The sequence below is a fragment of the Cytobacillus solani genome (assembly GCF_006704205.1).
Lineage (GTDB): Bacteria > Bacillota > Bacilli > Bacillales > Cytobacillaceae > Cytobacillus > Cytobacillus solani.
On sequence record NZ_CP041305.1, the window covers coordinates 4,294,004 to 4,311,810 of the forward strand.

General features: G+C 34.9%; 18 protein-coding genes. 8 read left to right on the forward strand and 10 right to left on the reverse strand.

Annotated elements, in window-relative coordinates:
- Nucleotides 1-13: 13 nt before the first annotated feature.
- Genes FI644_RS21580 through FI644_RS21595 form a run of 4 tightly spaced genes read right to left on the reverse strand, consistent with a single transcriptional unit; the run spans nt 14 to nt 3,446 of the window.
- On the reverse strand, nt 14-1,270 hold the full coding sequence (locus FI644_RS21580) for a hypothetical protein (protein WP_053476202.1): 1,257 nt from the start codon (nt 1,268-1,270) through the stop codon (nt 14-16).
- Nucleotides 1,267-2,145: an ABC transporter ATP-binding protein gene (locus tag FI644_RS21585; RefSeq protein WP_053476201.1), complete on the reverse strand. Its 879-nt coding sequence runs from the start codon at nt 2,143-2,145 to the stop codon at nt 1,267-1,269. Before FI644_RS21585 ends, FI644_RS21580 begins: the two co-directional genes overlap by 4 nt.
- Nucleotides 2,132-2,905, reverse strand: coding sequence for a hypothetical protein (locus tag FI644_RS21590; RefSeq protein ID WP_053476200.1), 774 nt, complete (start codon nt 2,903-2,905; stop codon nt 2,132-2,134). Before FI644_RS21590 ends, FI644_RS21585 begins: the two co-directional genes overlap by 14 nt.
- Entirely contained in the window at nt 2,889-3,446 is a 558-nt protein-coding gene (locus FI644_RS21595) for an RNA polymerase sigma factor (RefSeq protein ID WP_053476199.1), read from the reverse strand. Before FI644_RS21595 ends, FI644_RS21590 begins: the two co-directional genes overlap by 17 nt.
- A 329-nt stretch (nt 3,447-3,775) precedes the next feature.
- Here FI644_RS21595 and FI644_RS21600 point away from each other — a divergent pair, with 329 nt between their 5' ends.
- The 3 genes from FI644_RS21600 to FI644_RS21610 all read left to right on the forward strand — a co-directional run bounded on the left by FI644_RS21600 (nt 3,776) and on the right by FI644_RS21610 (nt 6,636).
- The gene (locus FI644_RS21600) at nt 3,776-4,900 is read left to right on the forward strand and encodes a serine hydrolase (protein WP_056684806.1); all 1,125 of its coding nucleotides are present in this window, start codon (nt 3,776-3,778) and stop codon (nt 4,898-4,900) included.
- A gap of 97 nt (nt 4,901-4,997) precedes the next feature.
- Nucleotides 4,998-5,717 carry an ABC transporter permease gene (locus FI644_RS21605; protein ID WP_053476198.1) on the forward strand — a complete coding sequence of 240 codons (720 nt, stop codon included), beginning with the start codon at nt 4,998-5,000 and terminating at the stop codon, nt 5,715-5,717.
- Between the two features lie 13 nt (nt 5,718-5,730).
- Complete coding sequence (locus FI644_RS21610) at nt 5,731-6,636, forward strand: AraC family transcriptional regulator (RefSeq protein ID WP_231690073.1); 906 nt, start codon at nt 5,731-5,733, stop codon at nt 6,634-6,636.
- Between the two features lie 4 nt (nt 6,637-6,640).
- Here FI644_RS21610 and FI644_RS21615 read toward each other — a convergent pair whose 3' ends face one another.
- From FI644_RS21615 to FI644_RS21625, 3 genes are all read right to left on the reverse strand, one after another.
- Nucleotides 6,641-7,876 (reverse strand): MFS transporter, encoded by a 1,236-nt coding sequence (locus FI644_RS21615; protein ID WP_181758139.1) that lies wholly within the window; start codon nt 7,874-7,876, stop codon nt 6,641-6,643.
- 318 nt (nt 7,877-8,194) lie between these two features.
- A complete protein-coding gene (locus FI644_RS21620) occupies nt 8,195-9,742 on the reverse strand; it encodes a sensor domain-containing diguanylate cyclase (protein ID WP_053476196.1) in 1,548 nt (515 codons plus the stop codon).
- 196 nt (nt 9,743-9,938) lie between these two features.
- Entirely contained in the window at nt 9,939-11,132 is a 1,194-nt protein-coding gene (locus FI644_RS21625) for a chromate transporter (RefSeq protein WP_056684801.1), read from the reverse strand.
- 271 nt (nt 11,133-11,403) lie between these two features.
- Between FI644_RS21625 and FI644_RS21630 the strand changes: the two genes are divergently transcribed.
- The 4 genes from FI644_RS21630 (at nt 11,404) to FI644_RS21645 (ending at nt 13,908) form a co-directional block, all read left to right on the forward strand.
- Nucleotides 11,404-12,417, forward strand: coding sequence for a S66 family peptidase (locus FI644_RS21630; RefSeq protein WP_056684799.1), 1,014 nt, complete (start codon nt 11,404-11,406; stop codon nt 12,415-12,417).
- 26 nt (nt 12,418-12,443) lie between these two features.
- Nucleotides 12,444-13,046, forward strand: coding sequence for a hypothetical protein (locus tag FI644_RS21635; protein ID WP_053476193.1), 603 nt, complete (start codon nt 12,444-12,446; stop codon nt 13,044-13,046).
- Nucleotides 13,047-13,090: 44 nt separating this feature from the next.
- Complete coding sequence (locus tag FI644_RS21640; RefSeq protein WP_053476192.1) at nt 13,091-13,561, forward strand: GNAT family N-acetyltransferase; 471 nt, start codon at nt 13,091-13,093, stop codon at nt 13,559-13,561.
- A gap of 134 nt (nt 13,562-13,695) precedes the next feature.
- Nucleotides 13,696-13,908: a DUF3951 domain-containing protein gene (locus FI644_RS21645; protein WP_053476191.1), complete on the forward strand. Its 213-nt coding sequence runs from the start codon at nt 13,696-13,698 to the stop codon at nt 13,906-13,908.
- Nucleotides 13,909-13,983: 75 nt separating this feature from the next.
- Here FI644_RS21645 and cydS read toward each other — a convergent pair whose 3' ends face one another.
- Genes cydS through FI644_RS21655 form a run of 3 tightly spaced genes read right to left on the reverse strand, consistent with a single transcriptional unit; the run spans nt 13,984 to nt 16,464 of the window.
- Entirely contained in the window at nt 13,984-14,082 is a 99-nt protein-coding gene (gene cydS, locus FI644_RS27490) for a cytochrome bd oxidase small subunit CydS family protein (protein WP_425388901.1), read from the reverse strand.
- Between the two features lie 13 nt (nt 14,083-14,095).
- Nucleotides 14,096-15,121, reverse strand: coding sequence for a cytochrome d ubiquinol oxidase subunit II (locus tag FI644_RS21650; RefSeq protein ID WP_056684795.1), 1,026 nt, complete (start codon nt 15,119-15,121; stop codon nt 14,096-14,098).
- Complete coding sequence (locus FI644_RS21655) at nt 15,118-16,464, reverse strand: cytochrome ubiquinol oxidase subunit I (RefSeq protein ID WP_053476189.1); 1,347 nt, start codon at nt 16,462-16,464, stop codon at nt 15,118-15,120. Before FI644_RS21655 ends, FI644_RS21650 begins: the two co-directional genes overlap by 4 nt.
- A 324-nt stretch (nt 16,465-16,788) precedes the next feature.
- On the opposite strand from FI644_RS21655, the gene FI644_RS21660 reads away from it, so the two are divergent.
- Nucleotides 16,789-17,700, forward strand: coding sequence for an aminoglycoside phosphotransferase family protein (locus FI644_RS21660; RefSeq protein WP_053476188.1), 912 nt, complete (start codon nt 16,789-16,791; stop codon nt 17,698-17,700).
- The last annotated feature ends 107 nt before the right edge of the window (nt 17,701-17,807 follow it).

The following is a 17,807-nucleotide window of genomic DNA, read 5'->3' on the forward strand; positions in this document are numbered from 1 at the left end:
TTATTCAACTCCTTTACTTTAAATCGCATTTCCGGAAACTTCTAGTACAGTACATAACAAAGAGTAGTAAAATGACAAACCAGGCAACGATTGTAATTATTTCATAATAAGCAGTAAACGTTATTGCTCTTTGCATAAACCAAACAACTGAATTCAATATGAGATGAACGGGTGTAAAGGAGCCTAGTAAAAATAAAATACTACTATTCGGAAACAGTCCTTGATTGATAAATATCACACCAAATAAACAGAGAAAGGTAAAGAAGACGAGATAACTATTCCGAATCCATCTGGCTAGAACAACAGTCATCAAGGTGAAAAGAACAATTAATAGATAGGCTAATACAATTGCCGCCGCTAAATATTCGATAAATGATAGGTTCCACCATGACATAAACCATTCCTTGCCTGCGTTAAAATAACTGCTAATTGGCACATGCCAAAACTCCTTATACGAAAATACACTGAAATAAGCCGCCAAGCTAATCACAAAGAGAATGGACAAAATAGAAATATTGGTAATTAACGAAGCACAAAATTTATCCAGCCATAATTTTCTTCCTCTTTTAGAGCTATAAGTAAGTAAATAGGTTCCTCGATCAAACTCAAAGTTCATGATATATGCAGTCACTAGAACCGTTAAAATCAGACTTTCTATTAGAAGCGCTTTAAACATTGTTTTAAACAGTAATAAATGAGTTTCCCATACACTCTGAGCAGGGAACAGATGCTTATATTCATTATTTTCATGAACCTCTTTGTATCGTTCCGAAAAATTATCAAATTGACTTCTAATTAATTCCGCTGCTGGTCCGCTGATTCCATATACCTTCAGCTCATATTCAGCTATTTTAATCGGATCACGCGAAAGGAAGCTTTCCTCGATATGAAGACTATTGTTATAGTAAAAATCTAACAAAGCGGTATTATTGAAAAGTTGAATATTTTTCTCAGAAAACTTTTCGGGAATATAAAAGGTACGGTCAGAATATAACTCATCCATGTTTTGATATTTCTTAGACACTACACTGTTAGTTATCTCATTTACTTTTTCCAATGATGCTTCATAATCACTCTGCATCCTTTTTAGCATCTCAGCATTTATTTCTGTTCCATACATATGAGCCAGTTGATTTATGCTGCGTAAATCATCCTTAATATAGGAATTCTCATAGATGAGAAAGAAGTTAAAGCCGAGAAAAAGGACTGTAAGTGCCAGAATAACAGGGGAAAGGATTACTTTGCGAATTTCATACAGCAAAATTCTCATTTCAGTTGCTCCATTACTTGATCCTGATATTCAAATAGAAAGACATCTTCTAACGTCGGACTTACTTGATTCCAATTTGGAGAAGAACATTCTTCTGCAATATAACGAATCAACATTTTGCCATTTTCCTGACGCTCAGAAAGAGATAAATATTGTTCCCGAAATGGCTGAACTTGTCCAAATTCCATCTCTGTTTCAAATACTTTGCCATTAAGCTTTTGACAAATGGCTTGAATACTATCTTTAACAAGGACTTGTTTATCCTTAATCATGATAATTTGATTGGCAATAGACTCGACATCTGAAACGATATGCGTGGACAAAATGACAATTCTGTCTCTTGCCAAGTCTGACAAAAGATTTCTGAACCGAACGCGTTCTTTTGGGTCTAATCCTGCTGTCGGTTCATCAAGAATTAAGATTTTTGGGTCATTCAGCATTGCTTGTGCAATCCCAACTCTTTGAATCATTCCACCCGAAAATGTCCTCATTTTCTTTTTGATGGCATCTTCTAATGCAACTAGCTTAAGTAGTTTTGGGATTTTATTATTTGCTGCTTGTTTAGAAATTCCTTTTAATGCAGCTAGGTATTGTAAATATTGATAAGGATTGTAGTTCTTGTAATAACCAAAGGCTTGCGGGAGATAGCCGATTAAATCTCGGTAATTTTCTCCCATACTAAAAATATTTTGACCTTCAAATAGAATTTCGCCTTTTGTTGGATATAGCAAGGTTGTGAGCATTTTAATTAATGTTGTTTTCCCTGCACCATTTGGGGCTAATAAACCGTATACTCCGTTAGAAAACTCAAGCTGAATATCTTCTAAAACGGAATCCTTCCCAAAGTTCTTACTTACATTATTAACCGTTAACATATCCGTTCGCCCCTCTCATCTTATTGTGACGCATGAATTCTTTCATTTTTTTTACGTATAGGCAGGTTGACAGACAAATAATCGTTCCGTATAAATACCATGGCACTGATACGAGAAACTGATAATAGATAGCTGAATCAAGCATGACTAGTAATAGATTGATGCCTATCCAACAGAATATGATCCCGATCTTTGCAGCTAGTGTTTTTATGATAGAAAGCACATAGATAAACAAAAGTGAAAATAACAGCAAAGAGGTGGTCGATATCAAAAATGCCTGAACAAAGTGCACACTAGAAAATTTCAGTGCCATTGAAATAATCCAAACGGTGTTTAATAGAAAACAAAGAATGCTAAATATAAGCATACGAAAAGCAGCAATTTGATATATATTATATTTACACGACATTTCCACTTCGAATGTTCCATTTAATTTGTTCTGAATAAATGGGAAAATAGAAAGTACAATGTAAAGAATTGGTGAAACAAGCATAATAATGCCGTAATAATTAGTATGTGTGTTATATCTTTCCTGTCCATTAGTCGTCACAACATACATAAAGAATGCCATCAAGACAAAAGCGGTTATGATTACTATATAATCCCTCATAATAAATCGAATCCCAATCTGCTTATACATGCTGCTTAGGAGATTTTTTAAAGAATCTCGTTTGACCATTCCTTTGGCAACAATTGTGTTAATTTCACATTCAACAAATTTCTCATCTGGAAAGGGGGGCTGATCACGCTTGTCCACCATTGTCCCTCACTCCTTTTCTTACAAACTTTATACTGCGATAATATTTCGTTTTTACTGTAGATTCTGGAATCTGTAAGGAGGCAGCGATTTCCTGAAAAGTGTACTCTCCAAACAGTTTTAAGCGAAAAATTTGTTGATGGGATGTTTCCAACCCATTTATAATCTTCATGACAGCGCTAAATTCCTCTTTATACAAAAGCGATTCTGTAAAATCCTTCTTTTCTCCAATTTCAATAGTATCGAGAGAATCTGAAAGATTTCGGAACTTATAATGCTTAGAACGAAAATAATCCACCATTTTATAAGTAGCAATTTTATATAACCATGTTCGAAAAGATGCTCTCTTCCCTTCAAATTGATGTAACCCTTGGAGCATATTAATAAAAATTTCTTGCGTTATATCACGTGATTGTTCCTGATCAAGTGTCTGTTTAAAAACATAATGATAAATTTCGCGGTAATAGTGAGATACAAGCTCATTTGCTGCCGCTTCATTGCCTTTTTTCTGTATCTGTTTAATCAGCTTCAAGTCTCGGTCCATCTTTCACCACTCAATTTCTGAAAATAGTTAAGGTTAAGCAACGTTTTACCTCTAGAAGTATATAAGAGTAAGCTTACATTTATATATTCGTATAAAGATAATGAATAGTTTTGGCTTTTTATCATTTTCTCTAATAAATATAAAAGAAAGTTATACGAGTGTAATAATAGATCTCTTTTCAACCATACATTAATTTAGGAAAATTCCTCCATGTTTTCTTCACGCAATAAAGTTATTTTTTTCTATTTAAAGAAATTTCTCCAATTACATTGAAACTTTCCAACTTTCTTTCCGTAGAAATAATAGGCTGAAATGACGGAGGAGAAACCTTGAAAATATTATTTTGGTTGATTATTGGAATAGTCGCTTTATTTGGAATCGTGATAGGTATTGGGATTCTCAAATATAAAAAAGAAATAAAAGGAACGAACCCGGAATATATAATTGATCTTTTCAAGGAAAAAGCAAAGGATAACAATATTTCGTTATCGATTCATCACAATAATGAGAAGTGGGTAGAAATTAACGAAAAAAAGCTGCTTCCTTTAGCAAGTACAGTAAAAATCATTGTCGCAATTGAATATGCGCAGCAAGTGGCAGAAGGTCGAGTGGATCCGAAGAAAGAGGTAAGTTTACAAGAATTAGACGCATATTATGTTCCAAAAACAGATGGAGGTGCCCATAAGGCGTGGCTTTCAAAATGGAGGAGTGAAAAAGATATCGATCATGTACCTTTAAGCGAGGTTGCGAAGGGAATGATCGATTTCAGCTCGAATGCGAATACTGATTATTTGATGCAGATACTGGGCTTAGAAAATATCAATCGAGTGGCTGAAAGCCTAGGAATAACAAATCATGAGCCTCTATATCCGATTGTTAGTGCACTTTTTATTCCTTCAAGGCTGATGACGGAAAAGAAATTATCAAAAATAGAGACGTTGCAGGAGCTCAAACAGATGGACTTGAATGACTATCGAAATTGGGCGATTGCTATTCACAAACACAATCTCAGCCAGCCGCTAACTTCCCAAGAGAAACAACAATTAATTAAAGTGATGAATATGGATTTTCAAAAAATCTGGTCAGACCGTTTAACACGTTCAACGACAGAAGCCTATGCATCAATTATGAGGAAATTGAATAGCAAGGAGTTTTTTCATAAGAATGTTCATGAACATCTTGATCCAATCATGGAGCAATTAATGAGAAATCCTATCAATCGTGAATGGCTCCAACACGCTGGGCAAAAAGGGGGGTCTACCGCATTTGTTTTTACAATGGCGATGTATGCGACTGATAAGGATGGGAATCAAACCGAGTTAGCCTTTTTCGCCAATGATTTAACGTTAATAGAGCAAACAAAACTATCTTGCGTGATGAATGAGTTTCAGCTGAAGTTTCTAAAGGATTCAGAATTTCGAAAACTTATTAAATCGGAACTGGCACATTTATAAAGGGCATTTGATATGTTCTTTTTAATTTCAATAACAATTAAAAAATAGTAGATTTCTCCAAAGAAAAGCCTAAAATGAATAATGGGAGGTTTTATTCATGCAAGAAATTAGCAATCTCGCATTATTTATTATTCTTTTATTTGTGTTTGTCCCGATTATTATTTCGATGAATCAAAAGTTAGGAATGGGCAAGGATATCCTCTATTCTTCTATTAGAGGATTTATTCAATTATTATTATTAGGATTTTTTATTTCTTTTTTGTTTAGTTTAGAAAATGTTTTCGTCGTATTTGGCTATATTTTTCTAATGATGATAATTGCTTCATTAAATGCATCGAAAAGAGGAATGGACAGGAAGAAGTCTTTTTTTATTTTACTTGTTGGAATTGCACTGTCTGTCCTTCTCTGTATTTGTATTTGGCTAGTTTTTGAAATTATCCCGCTTGAAGCGCAGTATCTCATTCCAGTAGGTGGAATGTTTATTGGAAATGCGATGATTGCTGGCGCAGTTGTTTTAGAAGCAATGAAAAACAATCCAGAAATGGAAGAAGAATTTTTGAAAAAGAATGCTATTAAAATTGCAATGATACCGACAGTTGATATGTTAAAAACGGTAGGTTTGATTCAAATACCAGGAACAATGACTGGCATGATTCTTGCCGGTGCAGATCCTTTCGGTTCCGTAAAATATCAGATTTTCATTATTTTTACCTTATTAGTTGTATCCTCTTTGGCAGCGATAATCGTCTGTTTACTAAATTATAAATATATTATGAAGGAAGTCTCTGTCCAACAGGATACAAGTATTACATTATAAGAGGATGAAATATGTGCAGCAAATTCAAATCCTGCAAAAAGTCATAGATTACATAGATGAACATATAAAAGAAGAGATTTATCCAAAGGACTTAGCTAATCTCGCTGGATATTCTCCATATCATTTTTATCGATTATTTAATAGGCATATTGGCTTTTCTATCATGGAATATGTTTTAAGAAGAAAGCTGCAATATGCCTTATTTGAACTTGCAAATGAAAAGAAAATAATTGAAATTGCCATGGAGTATGGCTTTCATACACATGCTGGATTTACAAAAGCGTTTAAGAGATGTTTTGGATGTCCTCCGAGTCTTTATAAACTTCATTGTCCAGTATCTCGCCCGAACAGGCTAGATTTAAAGAAATTACAGCAAAAGGAGGTTGGAGGGATAATACTCCAGCCAAAATTGATTTCTAGAAATGCCTTTTGGGTGGCTGGAAAAATGTTTGAAATCCAAGCGGGCAATATTTCATTCACAAGAGATGCACCTGCTTTCTGGGAAGATGGTGGATTTAACGATGGCTCAGTAGAGACAGATCTATATAAATTACTCAACCCCAAAAAGCATGGAGAGTATTGCTTTAATATTAGTCATGATATATTTGAAAATCATTTTACGTTTCTCTTTGCAGTAGACTATGATCATATTACTGAAATTCCGCTAGAAATGGTTAAATGGGAGATTCCTGCAGCCACATATGCTGTTTTTAGAACCCCATTGGTGGAAGAAGATCAGTTTGTTTCTTCTATTAAAGGGACTTGGCGCTATATTATTGAAGACTGGCTCCCGCATTCAGGCTATGAAGTAGACGAAAACAGCTATGATTTTGAATACTATGATGAATATTGTCATCATTGGGAGCATGAGAAAATTTTTATGGAAATACATCTCCCAGTGAAAAGAAAAGGAGGGTGACTACTCACCCTCTTGAAATTTTTAATGCTTTTTTTAGTAAGAACAAAACAGGAGATAAGAGGATTGCACTAATAAGGATAGCCGTTTTGATTGAAAATATTGAAGCGATTCCCCCAATGATTGGACCTCCACTAATTTGACCAATCGCATCTACTTGCCCTTTCATTGAGAAAAAGGTTGCACGGACAGATGATTCAGGAATGATTGTATTAAGCCATATTTCTTCCAGCGGCTGCATGATCTGTCTTGCCATTTGAACAATCACATAAAATATAAGCAAAGTGATTAATGACGTCGAGTATGAAAAGCCAATTAATGAACAAATAATAAGGAAGCTTCCAATAAATAAAGAGATATAGATTAACTTCAGGTGCTGATGAATAGAGCTGCGATTAATTATATGCAATACAAAAAAAGAGCCAACAACAACTAAAAATTGAATCCCTCCAGTTACAAGTACAATGCTTCTCTCAGAGAAAAAGGAGAGTTTAGATGCTTCTAAGAAATGTGATAACCATAAACGATCAAAGCCCTCACTATAAAACCCAAAAAACAATGCAATGAGAAAAAGTAGTCGCATCAAGCGGTTTGCCTTAGAGTATATAGCAATTTTGCTTACATTCATCTTCATATTCTTCCATACAGATGATTGACCTTCTATCCTCAATGGTACGAACTTTTCTTCTTTCATATAGATCATTAAATAAACTGCTAGACCCAGCATACAAAGTCCGCCAATTATGATAGGGAGGTTCAGCATAAATATTCCAGTAAAGATACTTAGAGGAATCGCAATCACTTGACCAAGGTTGCCAGCTTTTGCTCCATTAATAAATGCACCAGCCGCAAGTTCTTCGCCAACTTCATCACTCACCCATGCTTGTAATGATCCACTCGTGAATGTATAACCGATCCCCCATAATATTTGAGAAAAAATCACTGCTAAGAAGAAAGGAAACAATCCTTCAAGCAGAAATCCGAATCCGATTAAAAAGTATCCAATAATAATAGAAAGTTTTCTGCTCTTCATATCAGATACGATCCCAGTAGGAATTTCAAAAATAAAAACAGAAAGTTCCAGGACAGTTCCAATCAAAACAAGTTCAAGTGGGTTAAGATTGACAATTTGTACATGATACAACAAATTTACAGTGAAAATATAAGTAAAGAAAAGCTGGGATAAAAAGCAAGTATGGATATAAACGTAATATGGATTTTTCATAAATAACTGTTTCATCATTTCTTCCTCCTTACAATTATCATAGAGGGGAAAAATGGTTATTTCTTTTCCAAACTTGCGGAATAGCAATAAGAAAAGCGCAAGCTCCTTGATCATCGCCGTACAAACTGGAAGGGCTTCGACTGAGATAAAGGAAACACGATGAGTGAGCGAACCGATGTTGACTTATCGTAGGGAGGAGATCTGAAGTTTGATAGGCGATAGGCGCTGGAGCTAGACAATTTCCTCTCTCCAAAGTTATCCACAACATTCGATTTTATAATTTCCTAGACTATCAATAAACCCTGTCCTTTGTTAAAGATTAGGACAGGGTTTTAATTAATTCTTATTTGCAGCAATAACTTTATTTCTTCCTTCTTGCTTTGCTTTATATAATGCTTGATCTGTCATGTCCAGAAGTTCAGAGAAATTGTCAGTGGACTCTGGAAGATGACCTACACCGATAGAAACAGTTACTGGTTTTCCAGTCGGACTGATTGTCGTATCTAACGTTTTTCTTAAACGCTCTGCAATTAATAACGCTTTAGCTAAATCAACGTCAGGAAGGATAATGAGGAATTCTTCTCCGCCCCAACGGAAACAAAGGTCCGTTTCAATAGTAACCTCTGTGATTAATTTTGCAATGTATTGAATGACTTCATCGCCTTTAAGATGACCATACTGATCATTTATTAATTTAAATCGATCAATATCGAAGAGGATAATGGAATATGAATCTGAGTTTAGAGCTAATTTTTCCAGTGCACGGCGATTATAAAGACCTGTTAGATGATCTCGTTTTGATTCGCTTTCTGCAAAATGCAGTTTTTTCTGGTAAAAGTCGATAGCAATTAGAAGAGTCCGTTTCAATTCTCTTATTTCAAAGTACCATTCTGGGATTATTTCTGTTGGTACTGGTTTGTTTTTTGTAACTTGACGAGCATATATTGCTAAATCCCTAATTGGATTAACAATTTTGATTAACATATAGATAGTCAAAACGAATACAAAAATCATAAATGGAATCGTATAGAGGCTAATTTGTTTTCCTAGTTCATACGTTGGTTTATTTACGGCTTTCTGTGAGGTTTGAGAAACAATTCCCCAGCCATTTGAATTCACTGTTGCATAGCCCGCCAACATTTTTTCTCCCAAAGTATTAATAACAACCCTACTGCCACTGTTTCTTTTTATTAATTCTTTAACCACTTCATTTTCTTTTACATTGTCATTAATTCTATTAATATTAGGATGAAAGATGATATTTCCCTTTGAATCAACGACATAAACATATGAATCGTTTTGATGCTTTGGGTGCTGCCCAAGAATTGCCTTTAGGCTATTTTCTTCATGCAGATTAATCGTACCAGCAATAAAGCCAATATATGTACCAACATCATTAAAAACAGGAACAGATATTAGAATAACTAATTTTTCATTAATTCCTACGTATGGGTCAGAAACTGTATGCTTTTTTCTCGTTAGAGCCTCTTGAGTACCAATTGAATTGACCTTTGTTCCTTCAACATTAATATCCGGAACAGATGCAACAAGGATACCGTTGCGGTCAACAAATAATGTGCTGTTAAAATAGGTTGTTGAGTGAAGTAAATCATATAAATCTTTATAAATATACTTTGAATCTAATGTTTTATAATCTTCGTCCCTTGCTTCTACACTTAAGTTTGAAAACATATCACGAAAATGCAAATTCGTTGTATCAGCGAGTTTTTTTGCATAAAATTGATTTTCAATTAGATAATTCTTTTCAAGTGTATTTTTACTTACTATTTGGCTTGATATCAAACTGCCCACATATGTGCCGATCATGGCAAAGCTCAACAAGAGCAAAATTAATAATTTTATACTTAGTTTAATTGGTTTCATATCATTTCCCCAAAAAAAAGTATTATTCATAGTTAGAATAGCCTTATGAAGAGTATACTATTATTTTTGAAACGATAACAATATGAAATTCATTAATAATTGTATAGAAATGTTGGAAATAGCAGATTTACTAATTTTCTAGACGTTTAGTAGATCGGGAATCTCTCAAACATCTCATAAATTTATTTTTCTACTATTATAATAATGTGAGGACCCATCCGCCTAATGCTCCAGCAGCAACAATAACCCAAGGAGGGAGCTTCCAAAAAACGAGCAGGCTAAATAAAATGGCTGCAAAAACAAAGTCAATTGGAGATAATATTGAGGTAGTCCAAATTGGATGATACAGTGCAGCAATTAAAATCCCAACTACAGCAGCGTTTACCCCCATTAATGCACCTTTGATTTTCGGATTTTGCCGTACCATTTCCCAAAAAGGGAGGGCACCTAGAATTAACAAAAATGCAGGTAAGAAAATACCGATTGTAGCGACAATTCCGCCTTTCCATCCATTCATTACTGCACCGAGATAGGCTGCAAAGGTAAATAAAGGACCAGGTACGGCTTGGGCAGCTCCGTAACCGGCTAAGAAGCTTTCTTCACTAATCCAGCCGGTTAGAACAAATTCACGCTCAAGTAAGGGGAGGACGACATGACCACCGCCAAAAACTAAAGAACCGGACCGGTAGAAACTGTCAAACATTGCAATCCAGTAGGATGAAGTTGTTTCTCGTAAAAATGGCAATATAATTAGCAAACTAAAAAATATGATAAGACATCCAATAGCAAAGCCCCGTGATAATGGGAAATTAAATTTTACATCCTTATTTTCATGATTTTGTTTAAAAAGGACTAAGCCAATAAGTGCAGATAAAACAATGATCCCAACTTGAATAAATGCGGTTTGCCATAAGAAAGTAGCAGTTAGTGCAAATAAAGCAATGGCTTTTCTGCTTAAATCTGGGACTAGTTTCTGACCCATACCCAAAATAGCATGGGCGACAACTACTACTGCAACAATCTTTAATCCATGAATCCATCCTGCTTCTCCAATATTAAAACGATTAAGCATAAGTGCAAATAATATCAAGACGATTACCGAGGGCAAGGTAAATCCAATAAACGATACTATCCCACCTAGTACACCGGCACGCATCACTCCAATACCAATACCTACTTGGCTGCTTGCAGGCCCGGGCAAGAACTGGCATAAGGCAACTAAATCAGCATAGCTTTTTTCGTCCATCCATCTCCTTCTTCGAATATATTCTTCATGAAAGTACCCTAAATGGGCGATAGGTCCTCCAAAAGAAGTAAATCCGAGGCGTGTTGAAATGATAAGGATTTCAAATAAAGACGTAATATAATTTTCTGACCTTGTTTTTTTCACAGATGATCACCTTCTTGTTTCTGTTTTAATAGCTAGGAACTGTTGAGCTCTTATTCGCAGTAATTAGCATTATTAAAAATATAACATTAGTTATATTCCAATCAGATTGTTCAATCGAAATTTTACAAAACCTTTACATTGTAATATAGCGATCTTAATACAAACTATATATGAATGGTTATAGGAGGAAAAGATTAACAAATGTCGAATTCTTTATATTATGAGGATTTGATATTTATAATTAGATTCATTAATTAAGGAAGTGTTCAAAGTGATTATGTATCCATTTTTAGAAAAGGGAACAACAATTGGTGTGACGGCGCCTTCCTCTGGAGTAAAACCTGATCTGCATGTGTTGATTAAACAATCGTGTGAACGGATGCAATTAAGAGGATTTGATATTAGATGCGGAGATACAATTTGGACTCAAGACAAAGCCAAATCTGCATCAATTAAGAAACGGGCGGATGAATTTAATGAAATGATGGCTGATGAAAATATTGGCCTAGTCTTTCCTCCTTGGGGCGGAGAATTGCTAATTGAAATACTTGCTGGAATTAATTTTATCAATATTCGAAACAAGTGGGTATTAGGCTATTCAGATACGAGTGTATTATTGCTTGCCATCACTTTAAAGACGGGGCTTGCAACTGCACATGGGACAAATTTAATCGATTTGAGAGGGGAATATTCTGACGAAACGACAGCAATGTGGGAGAAGGTGCTTTCGACTAAGCAAGGTGAATCTGTCCTGCAGCATTCGTCCAGCAAACATCAAGAAAAGTGGCAGCATGATCATCCTACTCCATGTGTATTTCATTTATCAGAACCAACAATATGGAAATCGATTTCAAATAAAAAGGTTGAGATGGAAGGACGATTAATAGGCGGATGTATTGATGTCATCCGACATTTAATTGGGACACCAGTTGGTGATGTTAGAAGCTTTAGAACAAAGTATATCAACGATGACCCAATCCTCTGGTATTTTGAAAATTGTGAGATGACCACCACTGATTTAAGAAGATCTTTAGTACAAATGAAATTAGCTGGCTGGTTTGAAAATTGCGCTGGGATCATGTTTGGCAGAAGTGCAGCGAATACGCCAGTTGATAATTATACAGTTGAGGATGTTTATCAAGATCTTTCAAAAGAACTTCAAATTCCAATTGTTTATGATATCGATTGTGGTCATGTTCCGCCACAAATGACTTTCATCAACGGTTCATATGCTGAGGTAATTGTGGAAGAGGGGAAGGGTACGGTACGCGAATACTTTATATAATGCGTGATTAGAAGGGAGGAGTTCTAATGAAACGAATGAGATATATAAGACCAACCGATTATTATGATGAACGTATTTCGACAATTGATGAACAGCTATGCCATTTAATACAAAAAAGGAAAGAGCTTTCAAACAATGATCCCGGGTTTCCACCTGATGAGTGCATCTCAAAATGGGCTGAAAAATTCGACCTTTACGAGGATTTGTTGAGATCGATATTTGGAACGTTGAAAATAGATGAGGAATTTAAACCTCGTGTTGAACCAACAAATTTTATCAAGCATGTTGCAATTTTAAAAGCAGCTGAGATAGACAAACATTTATACACTTTAACTTTTATTCGGCAATTTGAAAACGCGAGCGTAGTTCAATTAAATGTCGATTGGGATGGCTCAAATGATTCTCATGAAGATATACACCATCGCCATTCCTTTGAAATGAACATAGGAGAGCAATACGATTGTCGTTTTTTTGGAGGGGGTGGATCTACTGGCCGTTATACACACAATTTCGTTGTATCCCCTCCAATCCCAGACAATCCTTCTGGACTTACATTCAATTTTGTAGAATATGATTCCTTTTTTAAAGATAAGCCAACAGGTGTTGAGGTGAAAATTTATGTAGAGTAACGTTCAAATACATTTGGATTAGATAAGCTTGTGAGGGTCTTAAGATGCAATTTTATATTAGAAGAATGACTGAACTTTTTGCAGTGGAAATTCTTAGTTGGAAATATGAAGCTCCCTATGATTTTTATAATAATGACCTATGTTCAGATAATATTCGAGAATTACTTAATCAAACGTATTATGCAGTGGTTAATGATAATGACCAATTAATCGGCTTCTTCTGTATTGGCAGTGCTGCCCAAGTACCAATCGGTTATGAATTTGGTGCATATTCGGATGATCATATTGATATTGGGCTTGGAATGAAGCCAGAATTAACAGGAAATGGTTTTGGATATACATTCTTAGCTTATATCCTTCAATATATTAATGAGACTTATACAGATAAAACCATTCGTTTAACAGTGGCCAAGTTTAATCACCGTGCGATTCATCTGTATGAAAAATTTGGATTTAAAAGAAAAATCGAATTTAAAAATAATTCAACTATTTTCACAACTATGCTAAAGGAATAAGGAAGGATTTTTCGGAAAGGAATGGCCTCCATTCGAATAAAAGTTAATCATCCATTTATCTATTTTTTACCGAGCCAAAGATACTATAGCGTGAAGCTTAGATAATTCATATTATCCTTAAGGGAGGTAATCTGATGAATCCGATGAATATAATGGCATTAGGATTACCATCTGTTATTGTTATATTAGTAATAATTGGATTTTATAAAGTGTTTGTAAAGAAGAAAAGTGTGACGCCTTTTTATACTCCATTTGATAAGATTACTGGTCAAACGGAAGTAGAATTTCATGAAGAACAAGAAATTCTTGCTGAGGATGAGGGAGAAGGCGACGATAAAGATCGGTAATAAGTGCCGGAATACGGGTATTAAAATAAAAGGAAATCACCACATCCTGAATTGATGTGGTGATTTTTTTAGAGATTATTCAACTAAATTATCTTTAGGCACGACCCAAAAAGCAGCTGCTATAGAAAGAAATAAAACAATAAATGGTGCATAAAAAATCATAAAATAACTCATAAAATCTCTCCTTTTAAGGATGATTGCTTTGTTTTCCCTGTACATACTCCTTATTAAACAAAAACAATCTGAGAAGAAGGATCAGCGATGGAATTAATAAAGCAAGTCCGGCAATGAAAGCAATGATTAGCGCTGTTGCCATAGCTTCATTAGTAAAACTGTCATAAATCGTTAGATACGTATACAGTAAATATGGGTAATGAGAAATGCCGTAAGCGAAAAAAGCAAGTGCAAATTGCCCTGTTAAAAGACCAAATGCCAGCCCGTATCTGTGTCGTTTCCATAATAAAATAACGGTTCCAATAAATAATACGAGCGAGATCGCAAATAACCACCATAATTGAATTAAGCGAGTAAAATGTTCATAATTATGTCCATGCATTTCAACAATAATTCCAGCAGCGGTAAGGATACAAGGGCCAGCCCAAATAAGTGCATATTTCCGCATTAGTTCGGTCGCATCCATGTCATTGGCATGATCCGCATACCATGTCAAAAATACAGCAGAAATATATAATACGGCTGTCAAACTTAAAACAACTATGCTCCAACTTAATGGACTCGTAAAAAGCTTAAAATAATCGAGAATTGGACCAGATTGCTCCATATTGACAAATCCGCCTTCCGAAATAGTTATTACAATGGATAAAGAAGCCGGTATAAACAATCCTGATACACCATATAAAAAGACATATATTTTATGTTTAAGACCACCATAAGTTGTAAAGGCGTAATAGGATCCCCGAATAGCCAGCAAAATGATCGCAATGCTAACTGGAACGAGTAAAGTTGTTCCATAATAATAGGCGGTTTTTGGAAAAAATCCGACAATCCCTACAAAGAAAAACACGAGAAAAACGTTCGTAACCTCCCAAACAGGGGATAAGTACCGTTGAATAATTTTCGTTAAAATATGCTGTTTTCCTCTATATAGACTATAGGCATTAAAAAATCCAGCCCCAAAATCAATGGAAGCAACGATAATATACCCAAAAAGGAATAACCAAAGGACTGAAATTCCGATCACTTCTAGAGTCAATACAGTTCACCTGCTTCCTCTAATTCTCGATCAGCTAATTCTTGTTCTATTGTATTTTTCCGAAACATTCTTGAAAGGACAATGTTACTGCCTATTCCTAAAATAATGTATAATCCTGCGAACAAAAGAAGCATCGTATCAACTTGACCACTTGATGTTGCAGCATCCTTTGTTTTCAGAATTCCACGTAAAACCCACGGTTGACGCCCAACCTCATCAAGCCACCAGCCTGCTTCAATCGCAAGAATAGAGAGCGGACCTCCTATGACAATCAACAATCGATACCATTTGGAACGTACGTACGTCCATTTTTTCCACAATCCGACTATGTATGTGATAGATAATACTAACATCAACATGCCGATTGTAATCATTGCATCGAATAAATAGTGAATATAGAGTGGAGGGGTTTCATCCTTTTGAAAGTCATTAAGTCCAATCACTTCGGAATTAGGATTTCCGTGTGCTAATATGCTAAGGGCAAATGGGATTTTGAAAGCATATTTCACTTCACCATCTTCTAGGATTCCATAAAGGATAAGAGGAGCCTTTCCCTCCGATTCAAAATGCCATTCAGCTGCAGCTAATTTTTCCGGCTGGTATTCAGCTAAATACTTGCCAGAGAAATCACCAATGATAACCGTTGCAATGGTAAATATTAACCCAACTTTCATTGTGAAGAATAATGCCTTTTTATGATAAATATGATTGGACCCTTTCAATAAACGGAAAGCAGCAATAGATGCAAGTACAAATGCAGAGGTCATATATGCAGATACAAGAACATGCGCAACCTTAGTAGGCATCGCAGGATTAAACATAGCTAGCAAAGGTTTAATATTTACTAAATGACCATCTATTATGTCAAAGCCTTGGGGTGCATTCATAAATGCATTCACAATCGTTATAAAAATTGCCGAAAAAGAAGCACCAAGAGCTACTGGAATAAGGAGCAGCAAATGCTTTTTCTGGTTTTCAAATCGATCCCATGTGTATAGATAAATGCCTAGAAATATCGCTTCAAAGAAAAAGGCAAATGTCTCCATAAATAATGGAAGGGCAATTACATTCCCAGCAAGCTCCATAAAGTTTGGCCATAGAAGTGAAAGCTGTAAGCCGATCGCTGTACCAGTAACAACACCAACAGCTACTGTTATTACATAGCCTCGCGTCCATCTCCTAGCTAATAGTATATAATGTTCATCATGCTTTTTTATCCCCACCCATTGAGCCATCATAATCATGAGAGGGATACCTACTCCAATTGTGGCGTATATAATATGGAAGGACAAAGTCATTTCAGTTAATACCCGACTGAAAAAAACAGCTTCTTCATTACCCATTTCAAAAACTCCTTTTCTTATCCTGCAAAAACGCGGCCAATAAATGATAAGCCCATAATCATGGCTACAATAAATACTAACCAAGTTAATTTTCTTTCGTGATTTTTATACATGAACTTACACTCCCTCATTCATTCCCTTAATATATCTTTTTCCAAAAGGTAGCATTTCATTTATGAAAGAATATTGCAATAATTAAATAATAGGTAAGTTTACGATATGGGAAAAGATTTCAGGAAATACCATAATCTGTTAGAATTGAAGAAGATACATTACATTTCTAAAGTAAAATACCTATAAAAGATAAAAAAGGAAATCAAACTAATGTTGCTAACAAATACAGAATTAGAGAAATTAAGTCTAAAGATCACTAATGTACTAACGCATGAAATGAACTGGAAAATTAAGGATATTCGGTTGATTGGCAGCGGAGTTATAAATGCCGTATTTTTAATTAAGGATAAAGAAAGAGGGTTGCTTGCGGTAAGAACGCCTTGGAGATCGGAAGAACGGATGATGGACAAAAATTCAAGCGGAATCATTTCTTTGCAAAAGGAAGCGGGAATAGCAGAGCATTGTTATAAACATCAAATTCCCGTTCCAAAGATACATAAGCTTTATTTTAGTAATGAAATCAACTTTCTAGTATCTAATTTTGTGACTGGAGATGATCATGAAATTTCATCTTTTGATGTGGGGAAGTTAACATCAAAAATTCACAAGCTTCCTACGGATGGCTTAACAATTATTGATCAGCAAGAACAAACATTAAGTAAAATTATTTCTGAAAGAATAACTGAACGAGTAGTGTCATTAAGAAAACTAGTTTATACAGATCTTTTCGTTCCAGATTCAGGTGAATTGGAAGCAATATTAAATACTTCAAAAATAACTAATTGCCTCTTGCATCTAGATGTTAGAAGACCAAATATCATTGCAAAAAACGGAATCATTCAAGCGATAATTGATTGGGATAATGCATTTATCGGGAATCCAATAATGGAGTTAATGAGAATATCTGAGACACAGGAGTTAGACGAGGTAGAGTTTCTAAAAGGATATAACGCCGAAAAATTACTTAAAAATACGGAGAAAGTAATTCAATCAATTTATCGTCTTGATACAGCTTTAATGCTTTCTATTTTGTTTATTTCGTTTTTAAATGACAAAGAAAAAAGTGAATACTATATAAATCGTGTTCAATTGTTATTCGATGAAATAAACAAATACCTTTAGAGTTTCCATACGTTGGCTAGATTGTATTAAACAAAAATTTAAAAAATTTATAGATGGGAGTGCTTTATTTTGACCAAATGTGACGACTGTCATTCTATGCAGTAGTT

Bases quoted from the DNA above. Each gene is read 5' to 3' on its own strand.
- FI644_RS21615 (WP_181758139.1), bottom strand. From the start codon at position 7,876: ATGATGAAACAGTTATTTATGAAAAATCCATATTACGTTTATATCCAT.
- FI644_RS21655 (WP_053476189.1), bottom strand. From the start codon at position 16,464: ATGGGTAATGAAGAAGCTGTTTTTTTCAGTCGGGTATTAACTGAAATG.
- FI644_RS21635 (WP_053476193.1), top strand. From the start codon at position 12,444: ATGAAACGAATGAGATATATAAGACCAACCGATTATTATGATGAACGT.
- FI644_RS21620 (WP_053476196.1), bottom strand. From the start codon at position 9,742: ATGAAACCAATTAAACTAAGTATAAAATTATTAATTTTGCTCTTGTTG.
- FI644_RS21645 (WP_053476191.1), top strand. From the start codon at position 13,696: ATGAATCCGATGAATATAATGGCATTAGGATTACCATCTGTTATTGTT.
- FI644_RS21585 (WP_053476201.1), bottom strand. From the start codon at position 2,145: ATGTTAACGGTTAATAATGTAAGTAAGAACTTTGGGAAGGATTCCGTT.
- FI644_RS21590 (WP_053476200.1), bottom strand. From the start codon at position 2,905: ATGGTGGACAAGCGTGATCAGCCCCCCTTTCCAGATGAGAAATTTGTT.
- FI644_RS21580 (WP_053476202.1), bottom strand. From the start codon at position 1,270: ATGAGAATTTTGCTGTATGAAATTCGCAAAGTAATCCTTTCCCCTGTT.
- FI644_RS21660 (WP_053476188.1), top strand. From the start codon at position 16,789: ATGTTGCTAACAAATACAGAATTAGAGAAATTAAGTCTAAAGATCACT.
- FI644_RS21640 (WP_053476192.1), top strand. From the start codon at position 13,091: ATGCAATTTTATATTAGAAGAATGACTGAACTTTTTGCAGTGGAAATT.
- FI644_RS21605 (WP_053476198.1), top strand. From the start codon at position 4,998: ATGCAAGAAATTAGCAATCTCGCATTATTTATTATTCTTTTATTTGTG.
- cydS (WP_425388901.1), bottom strand. From the start codon at position 14,082: ATGAGTTATTTTATGATTTTTTATGCACCATTTATTGTTTTATTTCTT.
- FI644_RS21595 (WP_053476199.1), bottom strand. From the start codon at position 3,446: ATGGACCGAGACTTGAAGCTGATTAAACAGATACAGAAAAAAGGCAAT.